Annotated in this window: 22 protein-coding genes and 1 pseudogene; 16 read left to right on the top strand and 7 right to left on the bottom strand. The window is 38.5% G+C overall.

Annotation, left to right across the window (positions count from 1 at the left end; translation table 11 throughout):
- The first annotated feature begins 40 nt into the window (after positions 1 to 40).
- The 5 genes from IGI67_RS18590 to IGI67_RS18570 all read left to right on the top strand — a co-directional run bounded on the left by IGI67_RS18590 (position 41) and on the right by IGI67_RS18570 (position 4,224).
- The gene (locus tag IGI67_RS18590) at positions 41 to 982 is read left to right on the top strand and encodes a sugar-binding transcriptional regulator (protein WP_429958792.1); all 942 of its coding nucleotides are present in this window, start codon (positions 41 to 43) and stop codon (positions 980 to 982) included.
- Between the two features lie 51 nt (positions 983 to 1,033).
- The gene (locus tag IGI67_RS18585) at positions 1,034 to 1,501 is read left to right on the top strand and encodes a PTS sugar transporter subunit IIA (protein ID WP_207108353.1); all 468 of its coding nucleotides are present in this window, start codon (positions 1,034 to 1,036) and stop codon (positions 1,499 to 1,501) included.
- A 15-nt stretch (positions 1,502 to 1,516) separates the two neighbouring features.
- Entirely contained in the window at positions 1,517 to 1,813 is a 297-nt protein-coding gene (locus tag IGI67_RS18580; protein ID WP_207108352.1) for a PTS sugar transporter subunit IIB, read from the top strand.
- Between the two features lie 23 nt (positions 1,814 to 1,836).
- On the top strand, positions 1,837 to 3,240 hold the full coding sequence (locus tag IGI67_RS18575; protein WP_429959807.1) for a PTS galactitol transporter subunit IIC: 1,404 nt from the start codon (positions 1,837 to 1,839) through the stop codon (positions 3,238 to 3,240).
- 210 nt (positions 3,241 to 3,450) lie between these two features.
- On the top strand, positions 3,451 to 4,224 hold the full coding sequence (locus IGI67_RS18570; RefSeq protein WP_429958791.1) for an HAD-IIB family hydrolase: 774 nt from the start codon (positions 3,451 to 3,453) through the stop codon (positions 4,222 to 4,224).
- Positions 4,225 to 4,552: 328 nt separating this feature from the next.
- Here the strand turns inward: IGI67_RS18570 and IGI67_RS18565 are convergent, their stop codons facing one another.
- Together IGI67_RS18565 and IGI67_RS18560 are read right to left on the bottom strand one after the other, a co-directional pair.
- Complete coding sequence (locus IGI67_RS18565) at positions 4,553 to 5,239, bottom strand: Fic family protein (protein ID WP_429958790.1); 687 nt, start codon at positions 5,237 to 5,239, stop codon at positions 4,553 to 4,555.
- 66 nt (positions 5,240 to 5,305) lie between these two features.
- Positions 5,306 to 5,938, bottom strand: coding sequence for a helix-turn-helix domain-containing protein (locus IGI67_RS18560; protein WP_429958789.1), 633 nt, complete (start codon positions 5,936 to 5,938; stop codon positions 5,306 to 5,308).
- A 727-nt stretch (positions 5,939 to 6,665) separates the two neighbouring features.
- On the opposite strand from IGI67_RS18560, the gene IGI67_RS18555 reads away from it, so the two are divergent.
- On the top strand, positions 6,666 to 6,815 hold the full coding sequence (locus IGI67_RS18555) for a hypothetical protein (RefSeq protein WP_429958788.1): 150 nt from the start codon (positions 6,666 to 6,668) through the stop codon (positions 6,813 to 6,815).
- Positions 6,816 to 6,819: 4 nt separating this feature from the next.
- Complete coding sequence (locus IGI67_RS18550) at positions 6,820 to 7,038, top strand: hypothetical protein (protein WP_429958787.1); 219 nt, start codon at positions 6,820 to 6,822, stop codon at positions 7,036 to 7,038.
- A 228-nt stretch (positions 7,039 to 7,266) separates the two neighbouring features.
- Here IGI67_RS18550 and IGI67_RS18545 read toward each other — a convergent pair whose 3' ends face one another.
- Positions 7,267 to 8,583, bottom strand: coding sequence for a sensor histidine kinase (locus IGI67_RS18545; RefSeq protein ID WP_429958786.1), 1,317 nt, complete (start codon positions 8,581 to 8,583; stop codon positions 7,267 to 7,269).
- Between the two features lie 4 nt (positions 8,584 to 8,587).
- Positions 8,588 to 9,262, bottom strand: a complete 675-nt coding sequence (locus IGI67_RS18540) for a response regulator transcription factor (RefSeq protein WP_207108350.1) — start codon at positions 9,260 to 9,262, stop codon at positions 8,588 to 8,590.
- A 142-nt stretch (positions 9,263 to 9,404) separates the two neighbouring features.
- Here IGI67_RS18540 and IGI67_RS18535 point away from each other — a divergent pair, with 142 nt between their 5' ends.
- The 4 genes from IGI67_RS18535 (at position 9,405) to IGI67_RS18520 (ending at position 14,793) form a co-directional block, all read left to right on the top strand.
- The gene (locus IGI67_RS18535) at positions 9,405 to 10,916 is read left to right on the top strand and encodes an ABC transporter permease (protein WP_429958785.1); all 1,512 of its coding nucleotides are present in this window, start codon (positions 9,405 to 9,407) and stop codon (positions 10,914 to 10,916) included.
- Between the two features lie 162 nt (positions 10,917 to 11,078).
- The gene (locus IGI67_RS18530) at positions 11,079 to 11,738 is read left to right on the top strand and encodes an ABC transporter ATP-binding protein (RefSeq protein WP_429958784.1); all 660 of its coding nucleotides are present in this window, start codon (positions 11,079 to 11,081) and stop codon (positions 11,736 to 11,738) included.
- 45 nt (positions 11,739 to 11,783) lie between these two features.
- Positions 11,784 to 13,412 (top strand): aryl-sulfate sulfotransferase, encoded by a 1,629-nt coding sequence (locus tag IGI67_RS18525; protein WP_429958783.1) that lies wholly within the window; start codon positions 11,784 to 11,786, stop codon positions 13,410 to 13,412.
- Between the two features lie 493 nt (positions 13,413 to 13,905).
- Positions 13,906 to 14,793, top strand: a complete 888-nt coding sequence (locus IGI67_RS18520) for a hypothetical protein (protein WP_429958782.1) — start codon at positions 13,906 to 13,908, stop codon at positions 14,791 to 14,793.
- A 186-nt stretch (positions 14,794 to 14,979) separates the two neighbouring features.
- Here the strand turns inward: IGI67_RS18520 and IGI67_RS18515 are convergent, their stop codons facing one another.
- A complete protein-coding gene (locus tag IGI67_RS18515) occupies positions 14,980 to 15,816 on the bottom strand; it encodes an AraC family transcriptional regulator (RefSeq protein WP_429958781.1) in 837 nt (278 codons plus the stop codon).
- Positions 15,817 to 15,946: 130 nt separating this feature from the next.
- Between IGI67_RS18515 and IGI67_RS18510 the strand changes: the two genes are divergently transcribed.
- From IGI67_RS18510 to IGI67_RS18495, 4 genes and pseudogenes are all read left to right on the top strand, one after another.
- Positions 15,947 to 17,437 carry an amino acid permease gene (locus IGI67_RS18510; protein WP_429958780.1) on the top strand — a complete coding sequence of 497 codons (1,491 nt, stop codon included), beginning with the start codon at positions 15,947 to 15,949 and terminating at the stop codon, positions 17,435 to 17,437.
- Complete coding sequence (ebgA, locus tag IGI67_RS18505) at positions 17,434 to 20,499, top strand: beta-galactosidase subunit alpha (protein WP_429958779.1); 3,066 nt, start codon at positions 17,434 to 17,436, stop codon at positions 20,497 to 20,499. The genes IGI67_RS18510 and ebgA overlap by 4 nt, the downstream gene beginning before the upstream one ends.
- Before the next feature lie 675 nt (positions 20,500 to 21,174).
- Positions 21,175 to 21,789, top strand: a complete 615-nt coding sequence (locus tag IGI67_RS18500; RefSeq protein ID WP_429958778.1) for a hypothetical protein — start codon at positions 21,175 to 21,177, stop codon at positions 21,787 to 21,789.
- Positions 21,790 to 22,084: 295 nt separating this feature from the next.
- Positions 22,085 to 22,480, top strand: a pseudogene (locus tag IGI67_RS18495) (PTS sugar transporter subunit IIA); the annotation flags it as partial.
- A 395-nt stretch (positions 22,481 to 22,875) separates the two neighbouring features.
- Here IGI67_RS18495 and IGI67_RS18490 read toward each other — a convergent pair.
- Both IGI67_RS18490 and IGI67_RS18485 read right to left on the bottom strand, forming a co-directional pair.
- On the bottom strand, positions 22,876 to 24,327 hold the full coding sequence (locus tag IGI67_RS18490; RefSeq protein ID WP_429958777.1) for a glycosyltransferase: 1,452 nt from the start codon (positions 24,325 to 24,327) through the stop codon (positions 22,876 to 22,878).
- Between the two features lie 35 nt (positions 24,328 to 24,362).
- Entirely contained in the window at positions 24,363 to 25,526 is a 1,164-nt protein-coding gene (locus IGI67_RS18485; protein WP_429958776.1) for a nucleotide sugar dehydrogenase, read from the bottom strand.
- Between the two features lie 355 nt (positions 25,527 to 25,881).
- Between IGI67_RS18485 and IGI67_RS18480 the strand changes: the two genes are divergently transcribed.
- Positions 25,882 to 26,337: a DUF2188 domain-containing protein gene (locus IGI67_RS18480; protein WP_429958775.1), complete on the top strand. Its 456-nt coding sequence runs from the start codon at positions 25,882 to 25,884 to the stop codon at positions 26,335 to 26,337.
- Positions 26,338 to 26,485 lie beyond the last annotated feature (148 nt).

The following is a 26,485-nucleotide window of genomic DNA, read 5'->3' as shown; positions in this document are numbered from 1 at the left end:
GTAGAATGAATTGAAATTAATTTCATGGGAGGAAATTAAAATGGAGCAAGATCAGTTGGAACTAATGAAGATCGTAACCGAAAAATATTATTATCAGGATATCAATCAAGCGCAGATTGCTACGGAGCTTAATTTATCTAAGCCAACCGTTTCACGTCTCTTGAAACGAGCGAAAAAGGATGGCTATATCAAGGTAGAATTGAATTTTCCTACGACATATCATAAAAGTTTAGGTAATCAGTTGGCTTCAACCTTTAATCTTCGCAAAGCTTTTGTTTATGATACGCAATTAACAAATAGGCATTTGATTATTGAAGAGATGTCTGATCAAATTTCTGTCTTTCTTGATGACTTGATTCAGGATAATCAAACGGTTGGATTAGCTTGGGGACGAACATTGCATGAGCTTTCAGAGAATATAAAAGGAAGCAAGAAAAAGGATACGAAAGTAATTCAAATAACTGGTGGTGCTGCACGAAATAGTATGATCACCAATAGTGAAGCAATCGTTCTTAATTTCTCTAGATGCTACGGATCTGAATGGTTCCAACTGCCGGTTCCTGCATTTGTTGATACGAAAGAAATCGCAACAGCGTTGAAAAAAGATCGTCAGATTAAGAATGTGTTGGATAGTTTTGATAACCTAGATGTTGCATTGTTCAGTGTAGGGGAGATTCATAAAAATGCAATCGTCGTCGAAGCAGGTTATTTTGGTGAAGAAGATTTTCTTGATTTGCTGGAAAAAGGTGTCGTCGGTGATATTGTAGGGACTTTTTTAGATGAGGATGGCAAGGTTGTTGATCTTGGGTTGTCACAACGGCATATTGGAATTAGCGCGCAACAATTAAAAGAAGTGGGAAATAAAGTTTGCGTGGCGATTGGTGAGGAGAAAAAAAATGTTTTAAGGGCCGCTTTGCGTGGCGGATATATCGATTATTTATTTACCGATACCGTGACAGCGAAAGAGATGCTAACACAATAGCTTCGTCTCTTTCCAAGAATTGTTGAAAGCGAATACAAAAGGAGGGCGGATATGAGTACAGAGATAGAAGAATTTGTTTCAAATATTTTTGTCACGTTGAATGTAGCAAAAGACAATTTACAGGAGCTCTATCAAGATGTGGGACGTGAGTTGGCTAAAAAGGGTATGGTGGTGTCAGATTACGGTGAACAACTGCAGCATCGTGAAGCTGACTTCCCAACAGGTTTGGTGACTAAATACGGAAATGTGGCGATCCCTCATACAGATGCTAAATACGTCAAGGAATCCTTTGTTTATGCGATCCGCTTAACTGATGAAGTGGTGACTAAAAGGATGGACCAGCCGGAAACCGAGATTACAGTGAACTTGTTCTTTGTGCTGGGTTTTACGAAGAGTGAGGACCAATTGGTGTTATTGACAAAGATGATGCAAGCATTGAATAATGAAAGTATCTCTAATCAATTCCAACAAGTGGATTCTCCAGAACAGTTCAAAGAAGTCTTAAAAGAACAATTATAAGGGAGGTCGAAAATAATGAAAGCGCTAAAAATTTTATCTGTCTGTGGTTCTGGAACGGTCACCAGTTCGATGGTGGCGAATAAAGTAAAAGATATGCTGAAAGAACGCGGGTATTCTTCAACGACTGTTGAATCAAATCCCAATGGTGTAGAAACCAACTTAGATACTGGCGGTTTTGATCTGATTGTTTTTACTAGCCCGTTAAAGAAAAAAGATTATGGAATTCCGGCGATTAGTGCAATCGCTCTGATTACGGGTATGGGAGAGGAAGAGTTTGAGGAAGAGTTGGATGCATTTGTAGCAAACCTTTAAAGGAGGACTCCACTTTGGATAATGTGTTAGGGATATTAACAAAAATCATGGAAGCGTTTGGTCCGTCAGTCGTAGTTCCTTTTGTATTATTCTTTATTGCTTTAGCTTTGAAGGTTCCGGTAAAGAAGGCTTTTAATTCGGCACTAAGTGCAGGAATTGGGTTGGCTGGATTCAATATGATTATTACGGCGTTTACTCCGATCGTTACGCCTGTAGTTACTCGAATGGTAGAAGATACAGGAATTAATCTGAGAGTTTTGGATGTTGGCTGGCAGGCGGCGAGTGTTGTTGCCTATTCAACTGAAGTTGGGATGCTCTTTTTGATCATTGGGTTATTGATTCAAACGGTTCTATTTCTCACTAAATTCACCAATATTTTCATGCCGTCAGATTTATGGAATAATTGGCAGTTCATGCTATGGGGATCGATGGTATACTTGACGACAGGAAACCTGTGGCTAGCAATGGGCTTAATGATTTTACAGAATTTATACGTATTGGTTTTCTGCGAGTCTATCGCAAAAAGATGGTCAAAATTCTACGGATATCCACGAACCGTCATTGTTGCACCGTTGATGGCCTGTACGGTTCCGTATGCGATCGTGATGGATAAGGTATTAAATTTATTTAAATTGGACAAAGTCAAATTAAATCCTGAGTATCTTGAAAGTAAATTAGGCTTTTTGGGAGAACCAGCTTCTCTTGGCTTCATCCTAGGTGTGATTTTAGGCTTTTTCGGGAATCTTACGCGACTAGGTGAATTGAATGCTTGGGGAGAAATGCTGATCTTGGGGATTTCAATGGCAGCAGTCATGTCGATTTTCCCGAAAATTGCAGGAATTTTCGCAGGTGCTTTTTCTGCTATTACCGATGCTTCTCGTAAAGCGACAAAATCAGGAAGTAAAGAACGAGTTTGGTATCTTGGAGTAAATGATGCTGTGGGGTATGGAGAGCCGTCAACATTATTAACAGGTATGTTGTTGATTCCGATTATGTTAGTAATCGCGATCTTCCTTCCAGGAAATCAAGTGTTGCCAATGGTAGATTTGATTGCGATTCCTTATGTGATTCAGATGATTATGTCTGTTTCAAAAGGAAATATCGCCAAAGGATTGATTTCAGGAGCGCTCTATTTTTCAATCGGTCTTTTGACGATCACTGCTGTGGCACCGACATTTACAGAAGTAGCCATTCAAACTGGCGTGTCGATTCCAGCTGGGGCGATGTTGATTTGTTCCTTTGCTAATATGAGTAATCCAATATTTGCACTATTGTTCTTTGCATTTAATTCGCAAAGTCCTCTGTTGATCGGTCTTTCAGTTGTCGTATATCTTGTGTTGCTGTTTGTTACTAAAACGAGAAAGAGTCAGCTTGAAAATTATTTGGAGCGAAATAATGTCGAGGTGGAGGCAGACACTGCGGCTTAATAGACTATTTAAAGCTATCAGTTAATAGAGCTGATAGCTTTTCTTGTATAAAAAGTACTTTCCTTTTATGACTGAAAATAAGACTCTAACCAGCTTTTTGCTTTGCCCAAATACTACTTCTGGTATGAAATTCTAATGTCTCACGTTGATAAAAACGAGTTGTGATACAATGGATGACGAATGTTATACAGATGAAGGAGCGGGTGAAGAATGGAAAAGAAGCTGTTTTTCTTTGATATCGATGGAACGTTAACGGATCGAAGGACTGGTCAGGTTGTGCCTAGTGCGAAACGGACGCTGGAGCTTTTAGAGGAGAATGGTCATTTTGTCTCGATCGCGACAGGACGTGCACACTATAAGTGCCGCAGTCTTTTGACTGAGCTTGGGTTGGAAAATATGGTATGTTCTGGTGGGATGGGCGTTGTCATTAAAAATGAGCTGGTCAAAAATACACCGCTGGATAGAGATGAGGCATTAGCGGTTATCCATCAAGCGGAGGAAAAAGGGATTGGTGTGCTGGTCGCGCTGGATGATTCTGAAAAAGTGTATGCCAAGAATGATTTATTCAGAGAACAGGTTGGACCCAGACAAGAGCCGACGGAATATTTCATCGATCCGACCTTCAACATCGATGAGGCAGAGGCTATCTTCAAATTTTATTTGGCAGTCCCTAAGGAACAAGACCATCTGATTCCAGAACCGGTCAATTTCTCGAAGCTGCGCTTTGTTCCTGAATATACCATGTGCCAGCATGACAACAAGAAACAGGGAATCTTCGATGTGTTGGCGTACTTTGATCGACCGAGAGAAGATGTGGTTGTTTTCGGAGATGACGTCAATGACCTGGTGATGTTTGATAAAAGCTGGACCAGTATCGCGATGGGCAATGCGGTGGATGTGTTAAAAGCACAGGCGGACTATGTGACCGATCGAAATGTTGATGATGGGATTTATCATGCGTGTCGGAAGTTTGGGTGGATATAGTAGAAGAATAATTGGATGAGTAGAAATAGTAGATTTGAATAAACGTTAAACTTTTCAGATGTAGTTGATGTTTTTATTGCGAGTTATTTTTAAAATAAAATAAATTGTTACTCTTTGAGGCATTAGCATTCTCTTTGAAAAAGGAGAGTGTATAGTCTCAAAGAGTTTTTTCGTATTGGAAAGGTAGACAAGCAAATGAAAATCTTTAATTTTTACTATCCACTGAAGGACTACTTTATAAACTTGAAGTTTGGTCATTTCAAGTTTATAAAGTAGGAAATTCACGACGAGTAAAATGAACTGTTTTCTCCTATCTTTCTTGGGAAAATTAGTTGAAAGGACGACTATTTTTATAATCTATTCCATTGATGCAGTTATTATATAGAAACGGCTTGATTTTAGATTTATCTGCGGTTTCGTAGTAATCGATCATTAATTTATTAAATCGACGTAAATATTTTTCTTCAATAATCAGTACACCTACACCAGCCTGAATCATGATTTTATTGGCACAAATTGAAGCAGTACGCTTATTGCCATCCCAGAAAAGTTGAGCACGGCAAGCGTATAGAAAATAATCTAATGCTTTCTCAGTAACCGATGCGGAGCTATTTACAATGTTTTCAATTCTTTTAATGACTTCACTTTCAATTGGAATTTTTGGCTGATAGAAGGAACCACCTATACTTACATCACCATCTCTAAGAGTATTTATCATCGATTGAGGTAACTCACCATAAGCAACCATTGAATGAATTGTTTTAATGTACTCAAGATCAAGTGAAGCGGAAACATCATCTAACACGAAATGCCAAGCGTTGCGTAAGTTTAAGACTTTTTGTACATCATCTGTTTTAAGTCCTGAGACACTCATGCCATCGATGATTGTTTTTGTATCGGGAAAAGTGATATTGATATTTTCCATTTTAGCTTGGCTATAAATATTTTCTACAAGAGTTTTTTTAGCCAAAAAAATACTTTCGTCTCTTGCAAGTTGGTATTTGTCTTCAAACATGTTCTAGTCTCCTTTCGCTTTTTTAGTTGGAATGAGGCTTGATTAATACAGGATAAAAGAAAATAGTTAGAATGGTAAACCAAGCTGAGAGACAGTAACCTCAATTTCTAAATTCTCAATAAGAGTAATCAAGTCATCTACATGAGAAGCTTGATTTTCCTGAATTTCATCAATAATTGCATCTCGTAATTCTCCCCTTACTGTTTTGGAAATATTAGAAGTAATATCACTTCTAAAAGCAGTAGGGATATTTTTCCAAAACTCATGAAGGGACGAATCTTCTGTTGCTAGATCAATAAAAATATTGGTAGTGAAGATATTTCCATCTGAAAATTTAATTGTCTTAAATAGAAATTCATTAATCTGCGTACCTGCTCGTTCTACCACGAGTAACAAATCTAAATCGACTGTTTCTAAAAATATTTTATCAATCTCATGGACATCATTCACTGAAAATCTTGTTGTAACGCTCTTCAGTGATAATTTGAAATCAATGTCATAGGGGATATAAGAAAAAAAATCCGTAGGAGTTACACCTAAAACTTGGCAAATTTTATTTATAGTCTCAAGCTGTATCATTTTGCCATCATTTTGGGCGGTAGAAGAAATAGTATTTTTTGAAATACCTGTTTTTGCTGAAAGCGTACTATTTTTAATACCTCTTTCACTCATTAGAATTGAAAGATTGTTTCGTATCATGCCGCACCTCCATTTTCATATTAAGGTAATTTTACAACGAAATAAACATATATACAAGAATACTTGTACAATTTCTTAAATAGTGGTATAGTTTGTTTTATACAAGAATAATTGTATAAAGATAAAATAAGTTAGATGTGTAGGGCGATTTGCTTAAATTATTCGGTGACCATTTGTTGAAGATGCTAAATATTTGTCGTAGAACAAGAATTAGTAAGGTAGCGTCGATAAATGTACAACCTGAAATGTTGAAGAAAAAATTTTTTTCTGAAGTTCCATTAAGCAAACAACTTGAGTATGTTTTAGAAAAGAAGGAGGAGTAACGATACAATAACTGTTTTTTATTGAGTGACAGTATTTGAGGACTGGTCGCGATAGCTTAACAAAGCTAATTCGAACTTATAATACAGCCTTAGTAAGATCAGATTACAAACACAAGCGCCGGAATGTGCTAGAAAAAGATATATCATCTCAACAAAACACTGTTAAAGATTTATTTTGGTAATACGGAGCTGTGAAAGAATTTATAAAGGAGCTTACTCACCAATAAATGATTGAATTTGGGTAGCTGTTTTAGTCGTTCGATAGTTTAGAGAAAAATTATATATGCAAAGACAAAAGAAAAGCCTTATCTCACAATAGTCTTGGCAGACAGAGATAAAGGCACATAAGAGGCTTGATAGCCATTCTTTTGCCTTTAGTATAACAAAACTGGAGGAGTTTATCTATGAGAAGTATTATTTTACTATTAGTTGCTTTATCTTTGTTGGTATCCTTATTGATGCCAGTATTTGCCTGCGGATCAACAATGTTGTCAGATTTAGTTTGTATCGGGCTTGCGATGAATGTTTTATTTGAAGAGAATCGGTGGTGTTAAATAGATGGAAACTAATGATGAACGTGTATTTAATCTGGTAAAGGATGCTGGGGATTTAAAGAATGCTATTTGTGGATTATATCAATTTGCATATTCAAACATCATTAGTGGTAATGCCACAAGTGATGATCTAGGTGCGTTGGATGGTCTGATAACAGCAGTACAATTATTGGCTAAAAAGCATTTTGATGATGCAGATGATTATTATTCGAAAATGAACTAGTTAAATGGAGAATTTTGGTAAATAAATGATTGTTTTCAATTCAGATGATGGATAAAGGCATAATGATTTCACTAAAAGAGGGGCTGATTGTTTCACCATTAGCTTGATTAGTTGTGGCAACTAATCTCTACAAATACAACGCGCAATCGGGTTAAAAACCAAGGTGGGAGTAAATAGACATGCAAAAAGCCCGCGGCCGATAGCCGCGGGCTTATGCATTTGAATTTTTTATTTCATCGGCAATCGAATCTGAAACACGACGCCTCTAGGTTCCCAGTCGCGTACAGTCAGTTTGCCTTTGTGCTGGGTGATAATTTGCTTGGCGATGGCAAGGCCGAGGCCGTAGCCGCCGGTTTCTTTGGAGCGGGAGCGGTCTTCGCGATAGAAGCGTTCGAATATATGTCGTTTGTCTTCGTCGTTGATAGAGGGTCCGTTGTTTTTGACCTCGATCAGCCAGCTGTCATTGGATATTTCGGATTGCAAAACAATTTTTTCTTTGGCTTCGGTGTATTTTAGAGCATTATCCAATAAAATCACGAGGACCTGATGAATGCGTTTTTCATCGATCTGCATTTCTTGGTCGGCGAAATTTTCCAATATGAACTGCTTATCATTCATTTCCGCGATTTCCTGGAAGGGCTGAGCTAGCTGCTGAATGAAGGCTTTTGGTTCCACCGCTTCTTTTTGCAGAAGTAATTGATTCGAGTCGCTGCGGGCCAACGTCAGCAGGTCTTCGGTCAGGCTGTTCATTCGGCGAGTTTCATTCAAGGCCTGTGCGATTGGCTCTGATTCCTCCAAAATCGTGTGCTCCGGCCGGGTGAACAATTGCTGCAGGCTGTTTTGAATGATAGCCAGCGGCGTGCGCAATTCGTGAGAGGCATTTTCGACAAATTCCTGCTGCTTGCGCCAAGAGTTCATGATCGGCTGCATGTTCATCTTTGAGATATAAAAGCTTATCCCAATGGAGATTAGCCAAAAGACTACCATACAAAGAACGAGTGTCGTCTCAAAGGTTTTCATGGAGTCCGCGATTTGATTGGTATTTGCTAAAAATTGAATATAGGCGATGCCATCCTCTTGGTTGGCTTTGATCGTATAGGAGCGAAAAGAGAGCTTTTGAGCTGAATCGGAGGTGCTTTTCAAATTCAGTGCCTCGATCGAATCCAAATTCTTCTTATCCAAAGCCAAGTTTTCCAATTCGGTAAAACGGCCGCCTAAAACGTCTTTGTTCAGGATTTTTCCATCTTTAGACCATAGGATGATCTGAGTATTGAAGCGATTGTTGCCATCTGGTCCCTTGTCCATCCGCTGATCATTCGGCATTTGTGCTAAAAAAGGATTTCCTTGCTGATAGCGCGTGATTTCCATTTCGATTAGATGTTCGTTTTCAGCCATTTGGCTTAAGGAAAGGTCAGTCTGACGATAAGCCGAGCTTTGAAGCAGCTGCAAAGTGATAAAGCCCAGCAGCAGAAAGATTCCCGCAAAGGCGGCGACATTGATGAAGAAAAATTTTAGGCGTTGCTTTCTTGAAATCTCAGTATTCATAGCGTCAATCCTTTTGTAAGATATAGCCGACGTTCCGTAGTGTTTTAAACAGCTGATCGATACCAGACGGCTTCAAATGTTTTCGTAAATGGCTCATATAAACCTCAACGACTGTGATGGTCGTATCCGAATCAAAGCCCCAGATGCGATCAAAAATCTGCTCCTTAGTCAGGATCACGCCTTTGTTTTGGATGAAATAGACTAAGAGATCAAATTCTTTTCCTTGGATTGGCAGAACGTCATCATCAATGGTGACTTCTTTAGTGGCAAGGTTGCAGGTGATATTTTTATAGACTAATTGATTTTCTGCGAACAATCCTAAGGAACGCTTCAATAATGCCTTGACCCGCATGATCAGCTCTTCGCGGTAAAAGGGCTTTGTCAAATAATCATCGGCTCCTTTTTGAAAGCCAGTGACCTTATCCTCCAGTGCGTCCTTAGCAGTCAAAATTAATACTGGAGTTTGGATATTTTTCTCCCGTAATTCTGCTAAAACCTCGTAGCCGTTTTTTTCAGGCAGCATCAAATCCAGCAAAATCAGATCATACACACCGCTTTCTGCTTCAAACAAGCCTTCTTCACCGTCATAGACCTGCGTGATTTCCCCAAGATCCGTCAAAATTTCTTTTATATTATCTGAAAGTGTCGCCTCATCTTCTACTATTAATAGATTTATCATGGATTTCTTTCCTCCCATTTCGTTTACGAATACAGTGTACCATGCTTTCCTAAATCAACCTTAAACCTTTTTTCGCAGTGCTTAAGCTTCGGTTAAGACAACTTGATTATTCTACAGGCAGACAAATGAAGGGGGAACCAATATGAACTACATCAAACGGGCGATTCAAAGCCTTTGGGCTAAGAAAGGACGAAGCATCATCATGATTGCTGTTTTTTCTGCCATATTAATTTTTGTATTAGCGGGTTTGACAATCCGCAGCGGTGCTGAATTGGCAACAACAAATGCGAAGAAAAGTGTTGGCGCAACAGTTACCTTATCGACAAATCGCGAGGCGATGTTTGGCCAGCGGTCAGAATCCGATACAGATTCGGACGAGGAAAGTAGTCGACCAGATCCTGGCAGCTTTGAACGGACACCTGTGAATTTGAGTGACGCGAAAAAAATCGCCAAGCTTTCGAATGTTAAATCTTATTCCTTTGAGGCCACCACTTCCGCTGACAAGAGTACGGGAATCACCCCAATCTCAAGCGATAGTGACAGCGAGGAAGAAGCTTCCGATGAGCAGGCCGCTGGATTTGGCGGACAAGGAGCACCAGGCGGGATGAGTCAAGGGGATTTCCAAATCAAAGGGGTGTCGAAAAGCAGTTCATATAGTGATTTTTCTTCAGGAACGGCCAGCATAGTAGAAGGTGAGGCAATCACTGCTGAAGATGAGGGAACAAATAATGTATTGATCGAACAAAGCTTGGCAGAAGCCAATGACTTAAGTGTCGGCGATAAATTCAAAATCAAGGATACCGATGATAAGGATGTGGAAGTAGCGATCAAAGGGATCTACAAAACCAGTGATTCTGGTGATAGTATGGGCACTCGTTTCAACTTTATGAATCCGGCGAATACCATTTTCTCTTCCTATACGATGGTAAACACCTTAACAGGTTCAGATGGAAAAACAATCGATTCGGCTGTCTACAATTTAGATGATCCTAAGGACATGGACAAGGACATGGACAGCTTTGTCAAGAATGCTAACAAGCTGATCGATACAGAGACATTCAGTTTAGAAACCAATGACCAAATGTATCAGCAAATGCTTCAACCATTGAATAATGTCTCAAGCTTTGCCAAGAATATCGTGATTTTAGTAGCGGTGGCGGGTGTGATTATTTTGACCTTGATCATTATGCTGTCAATCCGCGAACGGAAATATGAGATTGGTGTCCTGCTTTCACTAGGTGAATCCCGAAGCAAAGTGATTTCACAATTTTTCGTTGAAATTTTCGTCTGCATGATTTTTGCATTAGGGATCGCGGCGGCCAGTGGAAATGTTGTGGGAAATGCTGTGGGGAATCAATTACTGAGCCAGCAAACAACTTCTCAAAATGCGGATGGACAAGCCGACGCGGCCGGAAATGATGGGCCGGGGCAAGGTCAAATGCCTAGCGGTGGAAATGGCGACGGACCTGGTGGTAGACAGATGGGCAGCAATCCATTTAGTCAAACCGAAGAAATCCAAGAATTGAATATCTCAATGCAGCCAGCCGAAATTCTCAGTCTTGCGGGAATAGGATTGGGAATCAGCTTATTCTCGATTGTCTTATCATCTGCAGGAATCCTGCGATTGAATCCAAAGAAAATCTTGATTTCATAAACGAAGGTTATGAGTCTAACGTTTCACAGTTTCTATTGAAGCGAAGAATTAACGCACAAATATAGAACATCAAGGAGCAAAATTCTTAGTTAGATGATATACGGCTTGAAAATCGAACTCATTTTTCCCGATAGTGGAAAAGTGAAAAAGGAGGAAATTTTTATGACACTATCAACGAAAGATTTGGGCTACTGGTACGAAAACAACGGGCCTCTATTTGAAAAGGTCAATCTAACCTTTGAAAAAGGCAAAATGTACGCCATTTTAGGAACGAGCGGCTCAGGGAAAACGACTTTTTTATCCTTGATCGCAGGGCTAGACACACCAAAAAGCGGAGAAATTCTCTATGACAACAAGTCGCTGAAAAAAATTGGATTGCGAGAATATCGACGTAAAGATGTATCGATCGTGTTCCAAGCCTATAATCTACTGCCGTATTTATCGGCAGTAGACAATGTAGTGACAGCGATGGAGATCGCTCAAAGCCAGCAAGCTGATAAAAAGGCCTATGCCTTAGCGAACTTGGAAAAAGTCGGCATTACCAAGGAGCTAGCAGAGAAAAAAGTAACGATGCTATCTGGTGGACAACAGCAACGGGTCGCAATTACTAGAGCTTTATGCTGTGAACATGATCTGATCGTTGCGGATGAACCCACTGGAAACTTGGATGAAGCCACTTCCGGCGAGATCGTTAAGCTTTTCCAAGAGATTGCGCATGAGCAAAAGAAATGCATTATTTTAGTTACCCACGAACAGGACGTCGCTAAAGGCTGCGATGTGGTATATGAACTAAAAAATCAAGAATTCAGCCAAGTATCTTAAGCAAAAAGGATATCGGTGCAGCTAGTACGAATGAGGAGGAAGTGAATGAAAACAGCACTAAAGAAGGTAACATTTTTTATTGGAATGACCGTTTGTTTAGCAGGTTGTGGCGTGAGCGGCACAGTAACAAACGAGACAGAGGCAGATGCGCTCTCCGTTTCTTTGAATGAAGAGTGGCAAGAGAATCAGACGGAAAAAGAAGAGAAGTATCAATTGCTTTTGGAAAGCGGTGACTACGATGAAGACAACATTTATGTGAAACTTGATCCTTATGATGCCAGCCCATTATCGGCGCTTTTGCTTTTCCAGACGGAAGAAGCAATGAAGGTGGACATTTCAATCGCAGGTAAGGATGATGCGACCACGATCAACAACAGTTTTGACGAGTATACAACCGATCATAGTATCCCAGTTTTAGGTTTATATGCAGATAAGGAAAATGAAGTGACAGTGACGTTGACCGATGAATCAGGAAATAGCGTGGAGAAAAAAGTAACGATAAAAACAGGAACGTTAGCTAAATCCATTGCCAACATCGATGTCAAAGAAGCAGATACAACTAAAATGGACATTGGCGACAGCGAATTGATCTTCGTCGTCCCAAGTACCAAACGGGCCTATGCATTTGATGCCAATGGAGACGTTCGCTGGTATTCAACCCGTTACAACAGTCATATTTTTCAAGAATTGAACAATGGGAATCTATTATATCTGACCAAAGAATCCAACGACGCAGAGACCTATAACGTGTTGCTAGAGACGGACTACTTAGGAAAAATCTACAAACGTTACGATTTTTCCAGCTCTAGTGCGGCAAATGATACAGGGAAGAGCGAAGGGGAAATGACGGTTATTCATCATGATGGTATCGAGCTGCCAAGTGGCAACCTATTATTAACGGTGAATGACGGCAGTAATCATATTGAGGACACAATGATCGAATTAAACCGCGAAACAGGCGAAATCGAAAAAACGATTGATCTAAAGGATATTTTACCTGAATCCTTCTATGAAGAATATGATTCCACAAGTCGTGAAGACGGCAAGAATGATTGGTTCCACCAAAATTCAGTGGAGTATGATGAAGCAGACGACAGCATCATTATTTCTGGGAGGCATCAAGACACAGTGATGAAAATTGATTATTCCACAAACGAGATCAAATGGATCATGGGCGACAGCAGCGGCTGGCCAGACAGCTACCAGAAATATTTCTTAGACGGCGATGTCAAATCCAGCGGTGGACAACACGCAGCGATCGTTCTGCCAGATCAGGATGATAATGAGGATACAACGGATATTTTGTATTACGATAATAATATCTCCGTTACACGCGGCGATGAAGCAGACTCCGAGAAATATTCGGAAGCTCGTCAGGTTCGTATCAATGAAAAAGAAATGACCATCGAAGAAGTTTGGACCTTCGGCGAGGACCTAGGTAAAGACTATTACACTAAAATCATTGGTAGTGCCCGTTACTTGAACAATACCGGTAATCGGCTAGTCAATTTTGGATTCCGTGATGAAGGCCAGACCAGCTCGATTATGGAAGTCACCGAAGACGGTGAGACAGTTCTCAATGTTGATCTTAGCGATTTTCCTACAAGTGCTTGGGCATATCGAGCAGAACGCTTCTCACTGTATAATAATCAGTGGACCTATCAGCTAGATTAGAAATAGGCGAAAGCTGAGGAGATTTGATATGCTCCCTATTAAAGTAGACAAGGAAAGAAACAAAAATTCCAAATCTACTTTGGTAGGGAGTTTTGTGTGTCTAAGAGAAGTAATTTTTCTCCAGAAGAAAAATATCAAATCATTTCGGTAGTGATGGAGTGGTATCGTAGATAGGATGTTTTATCTTAAGATTTTTTATCCAAGACTGATTTCTTACAGTGGATAAAAAAACAAAAAAGTTTAATTAATTGAACAGAATCGTACATTGATTAATGATGAGATTTGGTGCATCAAAAAAAGGGAAAGCAAACAATTATCAGATTTCTAAAATTTAAGAGAAGAAATAGAAAGTGAAAAAATATTTAAAACAAGCAATGCATGGAAAGATCAGAGATTAAAAACATGGGCGCTTCAGTGATGACATGTATTGAATTAATTCAATATATATTGTATCTTTTATATTAATATAAAAGATACAAAAGGAGATGGGCGTATGGAAAAAGGAAAGACTGTAAAAAAGCATGAAAGTACATATGATTTGTTACTCAAATTAACCCAAAAAACTGAAGCGGGAATCCTGCTTAAAGCTAGAAATTATGAAGAGGTTCATTTTATTTTATTTGAATGGATAAAAGAGGCAGAGAGATTGAAAGAAGAAAATGACAAGTTAAGGGAGGAACGAGAGATTTTTTTTCAAATAAAAAAAACAGATCAAGAGGAAAAAAGAATAAAATATGAACAAGAACGATTAAAGGCAAATAAACTAGATATTGAAAACAAGAAGGCACAAGAAAGAATCAGGGAATTGGAGGAGCAATTAGAGAACTATCGTAAGAATATCTATTTGGATAATCAACTTATAAAGGAAAGAAAACAGCTTGAACTAAACGAGAATGATACCTATCAAATTGATGATCCTGTCATTGCTAACAAAGAAATAAATGAATCAATTGATGATCTTGTTATTACTGACAAGGAGATAAATGAATTATCTGAAATATATGAATCGTTGCTCAGAATACTGTCTGATACAGATGTTGGTTTAGAAGATTCATATGATACGAGTGAAAATTTAAAAGAAATGAGGCCATTTATTTATCAGAAAAAACGTAGTAAAGAAGAATTAACTTCAGAAATGAAAGAAAAAAGGAGAAAAGATCTACGTGGAAAACGTGGTGGAAGTCAATTGTCTGATAAGCAGATTGAACGCTTGCTACTCATTTATAAAAATAGGCACCGGGTTCCAGTATCTCAAGCAATAAATAAGCTTGCAATCACGCGTAGAACCTATTACAGAGTAATCAATTTAGATTACGTTTATGAAGAAACCAAAAATAGAATTAGAAAAATTGCCGACAATTTGGGTGTAATCTTGCCCTAAATGAAAAATGCCACTTTACAAAATACAGAGAAATTTTTTATCACGCTTAAACAATATAGGGAATTGCTAAGTCGACAATGTTCTTACTGATTTTTTTAGCTAGTATTGAGGTTGATAAGTGGTGCATCGGAGAGATTAGGAATAAGCAAAAGCTGCGGAACTTTTCCGCAGCTTTTTTGTCTGGAATCAATTAATAATAAATTTTTTCCGATAGGTTGAAGGGGCGATCTCCAGCTTAGAATGAAAGAATTTCGAAAAATAGGAAGAGGAAGAAAAGCCTGTTTCATAAGCGATCTCAGTGATGGTCAGTGAACTTTTCCGCAGGAGTGAGCAAGCCTTTTGAAGCTTTAACTCCTGAATATATTCACTTGGGCCGATTCCCTTGTGGGTTTGAAATAATTTGTACAGATACGTCCGATCAATACTGTTGGCTTTTGAAATCTGATTGACACTGAGATTTTCCGACATATTGTCATCAATATAGTTCAAAATGGTTTTAAAAAGGTGTTCACTTTGAGAGGTATCATTGGTTTTTAGATTAATTTTATCAATGGTATCGAATAGAATGAAGGAAGACGCCGTTGTACGAAAATGATTGTCCTTTTTGAAGGAGTCATAAATATCTTGAAAAAGGACATCGATCCGATGATCAAAGGAATGACTGATCACACAATTATGCTTGTCCAATTTCAATTTTGAAAAATAATGATCCATTAGACTTCCAGAAAAACCAACCCATCTGTATTGCCAAGGGTCCTCACGATTGGGGTAATACACATTTTTACAATTCGAAGGAATGATAAAAAAATCACCAGCCGTGATTTTTCTTTCAGGAAAGAACGGCGTGGAAAAAAATCCTTCTCCTTCGATACAATAATGAATCACCCAATAATCAATTGGTGCGTATTCGGTAGGCTTGGTTGAGCGGCATTTCTCATAACCAACCTCACAGATATGGAATTCCGAACTTAAGTCATCATTGTTGATTAAAATGCTGATGTCGTTTGGTAAAGAGCTGTACATCCGATCACTCCTTCAGAGGAATTTTTAAAGAGTCAACATTATTACAAGTTTTTGGAAACATTTCTTATTTTTTATATCATGAAAGCGCTATAAAATCAATGTGTAATTAACTATTGAAAGGATGTTTGAGATGGAAAACTCTAGTTCAAGACAGCGCTTGGGGTCGGTTGCATTAATGCTGATGACCTTTTCAGCAGTATTCGCTTTTCCCAGCATTGTCAACAACAGTATTCAGATTGGGTTAGCGACGATTCCCGGTTATTTGTTCGGCAGTATCTTCTATTTTTTACCGTTCATTTTGATGATCGCGGAATTTGCATCTGCTAACTCAGGAAAGGAGTCGGGGGTTCATAGCTGGCTGCAATCGGTTTTGGGCGAGAAGTGGGCGTTTTTAGGTGCATGGTCCTATTTCTTTGTTAATTTATTTTACTTCTGTTCCTTGTTGCCGAACACATTGATCTATGGTTCGTATGCTTTCGGAGGAAGAAATGTTTTTCAAGGCGGCAACAGCACGATAATTATTGCTATCATTTCAATTTTTCTTTTTTGGCTGATGACCTGGGTTTGTATTAAGGGTGTATCTTGGATCTCGAAGGTCACGAGCTTTGCCGGCAGTGCTCGATTGTTCATGGGCGTGGCTTTTGTTGTTTTAGCCTTCGTGGTTGTGCTTGGTTTCGGCAAAGAGCCGGCGCAGGATTTTACGATGCAGTCGATCACACCAAGCTTTAACTGGACCTTTTTCATGACGATGGCTTGGATCTTGCAAGCTGTTGGCGGCGGTGAAAGTATCGGTGTGTACATCAAGGACGTTAAGGGGGGCAATAGAACCTTTGTACGGACGATGATCGGAGCTACGATTGTTGTTGGAATCATGTATGTTTTAGGTGCCGTAGCTGTAGGCTTTGTCGTTCCCACAGATGTACTGAAAGGAAATTTCTCAAATGGGATATTCGACATCTTCAAGATTTTAGGTGCTCATTTCCACATTCCAAGCGGTGTGATGGTTCGTCTCGTTGGCTTAATCTTGTTTATCGGCAGTCTTGGATCATTGGCGTTATGGACAGCTGCACCTGTGAAAGTGTTTTTCTCAGAAATTCCAGAAGGAGTATTTGGTAAATGGCTAGTGAAAACGAATGAAGAAGGAAATCCGACCAATGCCTTGATCGTGCAAGGAGTGATCGTTACAATGCTGCTGATTATTCCGGCTTTAGGGATCGGTAACATGGACAGCTTCCTTTCCACATTGATCAATATGACCGCATCGACTTCTTTATTACCTGTACTATTTCTATTGATTGCCTATATTGGCTTACGTTTGAAGAAGGATTCCATGCCCCGCAGTTTCCGATTCGGGAGTCGTCCATTTGGAATTTTTGCAGGTGTCGCCTTGCTTCTGCTTTTCATTTTTGTGTTCTTTATGTCGACGGTACCTGATCCGCAGCTGATTATGGCTGAGGTAAATGGCACATTGCCAGCAGGTGAAGCAAGCCCAATCGGAATGCTGATATACAACATCGTGGGCTTAGTGATATTTATGGGATTTGCTTGGATTTGCTGGAAACGTTATGAAAGAAAATTAATAATCAACAAAAAGACAAATGTAGAGGTGACAGGTAAATGAAAATTTGGGAAAACTATCAAGTAGATCATATCAATCGGTTAGAGCCACACGCTCATTTTTCGACTTTTCCAACGAAGGAGAAGGCCTTGATAAATGAAAACAAGTATACACATGCCTTTAAAAATTTAAATGGTCTCTGGAAGTTTCTATTAGTAGATGCGCCAGAATATAGTCCAAGCAAGTTTTATGAGCCGGATTTTGACACAGGAGAAATGGCGGATATCAAAGTTCCTGGTAATTGGCAGGTTCAAGGATACGGTAAAATGCATTATTCCGATCTATGGTATAACTTTCCGATAAATCCGCCTTATGTCCCTACAGAAAATCCAACGGGGATCTACAAACGGCAATTTATGATCGATGACAGCTTTGAGGGCAAAAAAATGATTCTGCGTTTTTGCGGTGTTGATTCAGCTTTTCATGTTTGGGTTAACGGGCATGAGATTGGCTATAGTAAAGGTGCTAGAAACGAAGCAGAGTTTGACATTACTGAGTTTGTCCACAAGGAATCCGCGAATGATTTGACAGTAAGGGTCTATCAATGGTCTGATGGTACCTATTTAGAGGACCAGGATATGTGGTGGCTTAGCGGAATTTTTAGAGATGTGGAATTGCTTGGCGTTCCATTTGAAGGACTCAATGATTTTAAGGTTGTTGCTGATTTGGATGACGAGTATAAGAATGGGTTACTGGAACTGTCATTTACGCTTCGTGAGGAAAAGGGGCAACACATTGAAGTGGAGCTGCGTGATCGAGCGGGTAAAAAGGTATTGAGCCAACAGATAACCGATGGGCAGACAAGTTTTCATGCTGAGATTCCTAATGTTGCCCACTGGACGGCAGAAACACCTGAGCTCTATCAATTGCTAATCTCTGTTTATGAAGGCGAAAAACTGGTTGAGGTCATTCCTCAAAAGGTCGGCTTTAGAAATATTCGACTAGCAGGTGATGTTTTCTTAGTCAACGGTGTAGCAATCAAGTTTAAAGGCGTCAATCGTCATGATTACAACTCTAGAAATGGCCGCGTTGTAGCCAAGGAAGAGATTGAACAAGACATCATTTTGATGAAGCAATTCAACATCAATGCTATTCGAACGAGTCATTATCCGGCTTCTTCCTATTTGTATGAGTTGTGTGATGAATACGGAATGTATGTGATCGATGAGACAGATCTAGAATGTCACGGGTTTGAATTAACTGGAAAATATGATTGGATCAGTAATGATCCCAAATGGGAAACGGCGTATGTTTCCAGAATGGTTAGAATGATCGAACGGGATAAAAACCATCCATCCATTTTAATGTGGTCACTAGGAAATGAATCAGCTTTTGGCACCAATTTTGTGAAGATGACCGAGGTCGCAAAAGAAATGGACTCTACTCGGTTAGTTCACTACGAGGGAGACTTTGAGGTAGAGGCCGCAGATATCTATTCAACAATGTATACCTGGTTGGAGCATCCTACGAAAAAACCATTGATGAAGACGGTCATTGAGGAATCGAAAAAGCCGCATATTCTGTGCGAGTATGGTCATGCGATGGGAAATGGACCAGGAAATCTAAAGGATTATCAAGACCTGTTTTATGCACATGAGAAGCTGCAGGGTGGTTTTATTTGGGAATGGTTTGATCATGGAATCGAGTCTTATACTGAGGACGGTGAAAAATATTACCGTTATGGCGGTGATTTTGGCGATGATCCTTCTAATAAAGATTTTTGTATTGATGGCATGCTGATGCCAGATCGTACGCCTTCACCAAGCTTGTATGAATACAAAAAAGTCATTGAACCAATTCAGACGACGGCGATTGATCTGAAAACGGGTGAAATCGAATTATTAAGCCGCTTTGATTTCCAAAACCTGCAGATTTTTGATTTGTATTATTCAATTTTTGAAGACGAAACGCTTATCGAAGATGGAACGATCGCCTTACCTTCGATTCCAGCACGTGAGAAAATAAAAATGACGTTGCCGTATCACTTAGATTTCACACCAAAATCTGGCGCAAGCTACTTCTTGCATATCTCTTATCAGTTAAAAGCGACGACTCCCTATGCACCAAAGGGATATGAATTAGCATCTGCGAATTTTGAGCTTCCGATCAAGACAGCTGGTATCGAAGTTATTCCAAGCGGCAGCTTACAGGTTGAGCAGTCTGAAACTAGTCTAAGTGTTACCGGAACGAACTTCACAGTCACATTTGATACTGTTCGAGGAACACTTCTAGAGCTGATGAGAAACGGCCAGAAGATTATTGAACGAGGTCCGAAATTCACTATGTGGCGGGCACCAATCAGTAATGATATGGAAATTATCGATGAAATGAAGAAGGAACATTTCCTTCATTTAGAGCATGAAATTGTGAGTTCTTTTGAATGGAAGAAAACCGATCACTCAGTGCAGGTTATCGTTCAAACCATCAATTCAACGACAAATAGTGCTTGGCATTACAAGTGTACCTACACGTACACAATCTGTGGAAGCGGGGATATTCTATTCAATTTAGAAGGTATTCCTAGTGGGAAAATCGATACTGCGCCAGATATGTTGCCACGACTAGGCGTAACTATGCATGTAAATAAAGAGATGAATCAAGTGAAATATTTAGGACGAGGACCAAGAGAAAATTACGCAGATTCAAAAGAAGCAGGCTATCTCGGTGTCTACAATTCAACGGTTGAGGATATGTTTACAAATTATGTAGTTCCACAGGCAAGCGGAAATAGAATGGACACGAGATGGGCTGCGTGGATAGACGATCGTGGTCAAGGACTATTCGCCGCAAATAATGATGGGTTCAATTTCAGTACATCCTATTACGAGGAATGTGACTTGGACAATGCCAAACATACCTGCGATTTAGCCAAACGAGACTACGTAGTCGTAAATCTTGATTATAAACAAAACGCATTAGGCAGCTATTCCTGCGGACAATGGCAATTAGAAAAATATCGGACAACCTTTGAAAAGTTCAATCTTTCCTTCCGATTAACCGGATTCAATGCGAAAGAAGTGGATGCAGTAGCGTTGTCTCATGAAGACCTATCACCATTGTTCTAAAAAATAAACAAATACTCCCTTCAATTTTAGAAAGTGGCTGAGTTCCACGGGATAGATTGAAGGGGTTTTTTTGTATGGATACGTTCATTTTCTAAAATTTTATGCTACCGACTGGAGGTAGCATTATGTCATTCTCTTCAGCAATTCTTTCTATCCGTTCTCTTGTCTTTGGAGAACGGTAATTTCGACTTATTACTTTATAATAGGTGCCATGTGTTTGAGCAATTGATGCAATAGCTTGATTTAGACTCATATGAGCATATTTTCCTCTCTTAGCAAAAATCCTGAGTAATCTTTCAGTTTGCTTATCAGTTAATGAACAACCACCTCCTTAAAACCACCTTACTTATCAGAGAACACTATCATATCGAATTATATTAATAATTTGATATGATAGGTGGAGTTGAAGAATGATTGGTTTCCTAGGCATGACGCTTTGAAGTGCTTAAGAGCTTGGATATTTTTTGTTCATTGTATACCGCAAAAAAAAATTTTTTGAAACAATAAGTTGAACACTTTTATCGTTAACACAGCTCTGAATAAATCTATTATGCATTTACAATAAGCATGAGTAACTGCTAGCATAGGATTACTTGGTATCTAATCATTCAAATAAATACTGTGGGATTGATAATCTCTATATAAATAATGATTTTTTGGAAAGCTGGTGAACAAATGACTGACAGAACGGATTTTAGAAAGCGTAAGATCAGAGGCTGGAAACGAAGAGTAAAAGAAATTGAACGATGGAAAGCTTATTACATGAAAATGGATATGGAGCAATTAGAAGAGAATTCTAGAGATTATGTGAAGCTGTGGAGTCTATCTTTTTATTCGTTATTTACACAATACTCTCTGCCATTTTGGTATAAACAAAGGATCATTCAAGCATTAATAGATGTATACGATTCATGGAAGAAAACAATAGAAAGATTAGATGAACCATATTATTTGAGAATATGGATTTTTGAAGAGAATATTATGAAGTCTCAAGTAGTTGTGAGCTATAGAGAAATGCTTCATTTTTATGATAATACTTTTGCAGAAATAGAAAAAGCTGAGTCCGTAAATGAGAAAGTTACTATCAAAAATTTTAGCGAGCTGATCTGGCATAAGGGACTTGATTTAGCTGCATGGTCAGAAAATGAATTATTGGAAGATATGAATGACGGCATCTATTCATTTGAAGAAGTTCAAGAGATTAAGGAGTCCGCTTATTCGACTAGTAAGGTTTCTGGAGAACTGTTCTATGTAATGAAGAATGGCGTAGTTTGGTTGGGAGAACGTTGATATTTTAAATGATGAAGCCAAATAATCGTGCAGGAAATTTTTGTTTAACAGGAAACTTTACCATGAACTACAGTCATTTTACTTATAATGAGTCATACTGTCAGAAAAGATAGAAGCACAAAAAACCGTTGATATAAAAAAAGTTCCATGCTATGGTTAAGCCATAAAAGAAAACTTGTACATATGGAATAGTTATTGCGTAAGCAAGCTAGACCCATTTACAACACTAGGAATGTCTTCAGAAATGAAGATGTTTGTTTAGTGATGGATGGGTCTTTTTTCATGAAGGAGGACAGATGAAGCCTTTTCTCAAGGCCTGTTAGGAAAAGGATTAGCGATCCTGCCGACAAAGGGCGAGGTGGTTTCACCTTTCGATGGAACAGTCATGAGTGTCTTTCCTACGAAACACGCGATCGGTATCATTTCAGATGATGGCTTGGAATTATTGATCCATGTAGGTTTGGATACGGTTCAACTCGATGGGAAATACTTTAATGCTCATATCAATCAGGGGGATCGAGTGGAGAAGGGACAGAAGCTGCTTTCCTTTGATGTAAAAGGGATCGAGGAATCAGGATTTATTACGGAAATTCCGATCATAGTGACCAATTCTCAAGATTTCGAGGATATTCTCTTTACGAATGAAACAGAAATAGGCAAAGAGGAGTTTTTAATTTCAGCGATGAACTAGTTGAAATTTATTAGGTAGTCTACTGATAAAATGACAGAACTTTTTGAAAGTGACTTAAAGTACTCTAGAATCAAACAGATATTGGGCAATAAATTCCTGAATAATCTGATATAAACCGTGTAAGTAGCCGATAGCTTAGTATCGAGTCTGCTTCACGGTTTTTTCTATTGTAGATTAAATAGTTTTGGCAGTCTCATTCTCAACTGTAGAAAGGGTATAAAAAAAGTACATTCTCTTATGAAAATGCACTCTAACAATGGGACAGAAGTATTCTGAATGGAATAAGAAAGCGAACACGTTCAAACTAAATTTTTTAGTTTTTGGTGAATAAAGAACTTTCCTTCGCTTCAGTTAAACTGTTTATATATATTAAGTTGTTTTGAACAAGAGTGCTATCACTCTCCCTTATCAATTCCGACTTCGACATTTTTTCTTGTGCCCCAATTCGCAACTTTCCAGACTGTTAATAAACCATAAATCTGCAGAATACTGCAAATCAATAAATTGATCAATGTTGAAAATGGCGAGAACAAAAGATACGAGACAAATTGATACAGCTTACTCATATCATTTCTGTCGAAAGTCAGGGTACGGATATTTCTAAAATAGCCCAAAGCGATCATGTAAAGCAATACCACTATTGGCAATTGCATCTTTATAATTGGATAATAAAAATAGACAGCGATAAACACAGGAGTATATGCGCCGAAAGAAATGAAATGGCTCAACTGGATCCACCAAGCTGCTCTTTTGGGACTTTGATGTTTGATAAACCAGAGGCCTCCCCACCAAAAACTTCGCCACCAGCGACTGCGCTGTCTCATGAGGTGACTGAGCTTTATTGGATTCAAGGTATAGCCGATTGAGGTTTCCTGATACACCGTGTCTCCCATAATCGAGGCGTATTGAGTTAACATACGATCATCACCAAATTTGGCTTTTTGAGAGAAAACGATTTGTGATAAATAGTGGTCAATATACGTATCGATCACGATCGAGCGATAAAAAGCCAAACATCCATGATTAACGTTTACGGCTTTCAAACGGGAATAGGCGGATCGCCCATTGGAGAAAGCGGAGACAAAGGAAACACCGACTGCTCGTGTTAGAAAATTATCTCGATTATTATAGTCTAACAAGGCTCCACCGACCGACATAATTTTTTCATCAAAGAATGGATACAGACCCTGCTCGATAGCATCTTCATTTAAAATAGTATCGCTATCAATAGTGATGAAGATGTCTACTAAATTATTCAGTTCCTGAAAAGCAACTGCTTGTGCTTCTCGTTTACCTGCATTTTCTTTGTAAAAATATTTTGCTTTGTTTGAAAATTTATTTCTCCAATCATTAAATAAATCCTCACACTTGTTTTCTTCAAGGGAACCATCTTCAATGACATAGACATAATCAGGTAAGCATGTCTGATTGGACAAGCTATCTAAAACCTTTTTAAAAATCTCCTTGTCCTCATTGTAGACCGGAATAACTACCGCTGTTCGAAATTCACTGATTGAACGATTGTCAGGTTTGACATAAATAGGGTTGAAGTAAGAGGAAAGCGTTAGAAAGGCATTCCACATAAAAGCAATTACTACAAAGGGGATGGTCCAATACAAAATACTGTTAATAGAATAATGATGATAAAACAGAACCAATATGAAAGATAGCAGGTAGGCGAGTAATGTAAACCTATGCCATTTACTGCGTTTAGAGACTGTTTTTGAAGCATCAATTTGCTCCTTATCTTCAAGTCTATTTTTATCTCCTCCGGAAAGTGAAATCATCACTCCGCATAAAATCATCACTACTATATAAAGAAGTGATAGAAGCCAAACATAAAACATGTAGAATTATCCTTTCTTTAGGGCTTTCTGATAACTTAATCTCTGAAAAAAAGATCTCGTGAATATACTTTATCGATAACGTCAGTCAGCTCATGGTCCAAACGATTCGACACAATAATGTCCGCCTCTTTTTTAAATTGTGCCAGGTCACGAATAACACGAGCATCCTCATAACTGACAACATCAATAATTGGTTCGTAGATAATGATTGTTAATCCCTTTTCTTGGAGCTTGCTTGCAATTATTTGAATAGAGGAATGGCGAAAATTATCGGAATTTGCTTTCATCGTTAAACGATAAATACCAACAACATTCGGTTTCCTTTTAAGAATTTGTCGAGTAATAAAGTCTATTCGCGTGTCATTTGAGGCAACAATTGCTTTTATTAGGTTATTCGGCACATCTTTATAATTCGCCAATAGCTGCTTGCTGTCTTTTGGCAAACAATAGCCGCCATAACCAAAGGAAGGATTATTATAGTGATTTCCAATCCTAGTATCTAAACCAATGCCATTCACAATATCGCTCGCATTTAATCCATGTAATTCAGCATACGAATCCAGTTCATTAAAATAGGCAACACGCATGGCTAAATATGTATTGGCAAACAATTTAATTGCCTCGGCTTCTCTTGAGTTTGTTAGTAAGCAAGGCACATCTTCTATTCGCGCATTTTTGGAAAAGAGTTCAGCGATTTTTTGCCCTCGTTCACTTTTCTCACCGACAATAATTCTTGACGGAAACAGATTGTCGTATAAAGACTTTCCCTCTCTAAGAAATTCAGGAGAAAAAATAAAATTGTTTGAGGAGAAGTGTTGCTTCAAATGGTCGGTATAGCCGATTGGAATCGTTGATTTTATTAAGAACAATGCCTTTGAGTTGATTTCGAGTATCTGTGTGATAATTGATTCTACAGAAGTAGTGTCAAAACTATTTGATTCATCATCATAATCGGTAGGCGTAGCGATAACAAATAAATCCCCATATGATGCTGCTTCAGCAAAACTATTCGTGAAAGTTATATTCAAATCCTTCTTTAAAAAATCATGAAATTCCTTTTCGTCAATAGGACTACTTTGATTTTGTAATTGTTGGATTTTGGATTCATTTATGTCATAGCCTAAAACCTCTTCACTTTGAGCGAACAATAAAGCGTTTGATAAGCCTACATAACCTAAACCGAAAACTGAGATACGCAATAGAGACCTCCTTTCTTTTAACTGTTATTAACTGGTAATAATTACTTTGGGTTATATTATCACTTTTGATGGTTGTTTTCAATATATAATTAACTTTGATATAGTGTCTTTAGAGAAACAGAAGGATATTTTTTTCTTATATACAATTGTGTATAGATAGAAAAAGATATTTTAAGTTTAAAAATAACTAATAAATATTTTTATCTACATGAGAAAGTTTGAAAAATAATACTACAAGAAAGGATTAAATTTTTGTTGTTCAACGCATACTCTGTGTAAGATAAGCATATCAATTCAAAATAAAGCTTTTCCATAGTAAGGTAAAAGTATAAATAATTTGAAGGAGGAACTTTTTATGCCTTGGAATATGAAGGATTACCCAGCGTCAATGAAGAATCTGGACCCCTTGATTCGGAAAAAAGCGATTGATATTGCTAACGCACTTTTAGATGACGGCTATCCAGATGATCGTGCAATCCCAATCGCTACTAGCCAGGCCGAAAAATGGTACGCCGATGCTTCTGCGGATGAAAAGAAGGATTTCCAGAAAGCAAAAGCACCTCAGAAAAATGATTCTCACGAGCATGATAAGAACGCTAAGAAATTAATGAACGCCGATGTCGAAGTGAAATACCAAGAGGACAAGTGGGTCGTTGTTTCTGAAAAAGCCAGCCGAGCTAGCGATACCTTTGATAAAAAAGAGGAAGCAGTGGAGCGTGCTAAGGAAATTGCTAAAAATAAGCATTCTGCTGCCAAAATTTACAAACAGGATGGGAAATTACAGGATACGTTTGATTACTCGGATGAATAGGGAGTTTGTATGAGGGTCCAATTCTCTTGCAGTTTGTATCTTAAAAGAACCGAACAATAGGAGCTTGTACGTATGGATAAGCTTCGAATTGTTCGGTTCTTTTTGTCCAATTAACTAGTTGTCTAAGCTTCAAGACAGCTACCCTGTC

The organism is Enterococcus sp. AZ196 (genome assembly GCF_050498845.1).
Classification (GTDB): domain Bacteria; phylum Bacillota; class Bacilli; order Lactobacillales; family Enterococcaceae; genus Enterococcus_A; species Enterococcus_A murrayae.
The sequence above is the reverse complement of the archived record's forward strand: the minus strand, read 5'-3'. Positions and strand labels throughout refer to the sequence as shown.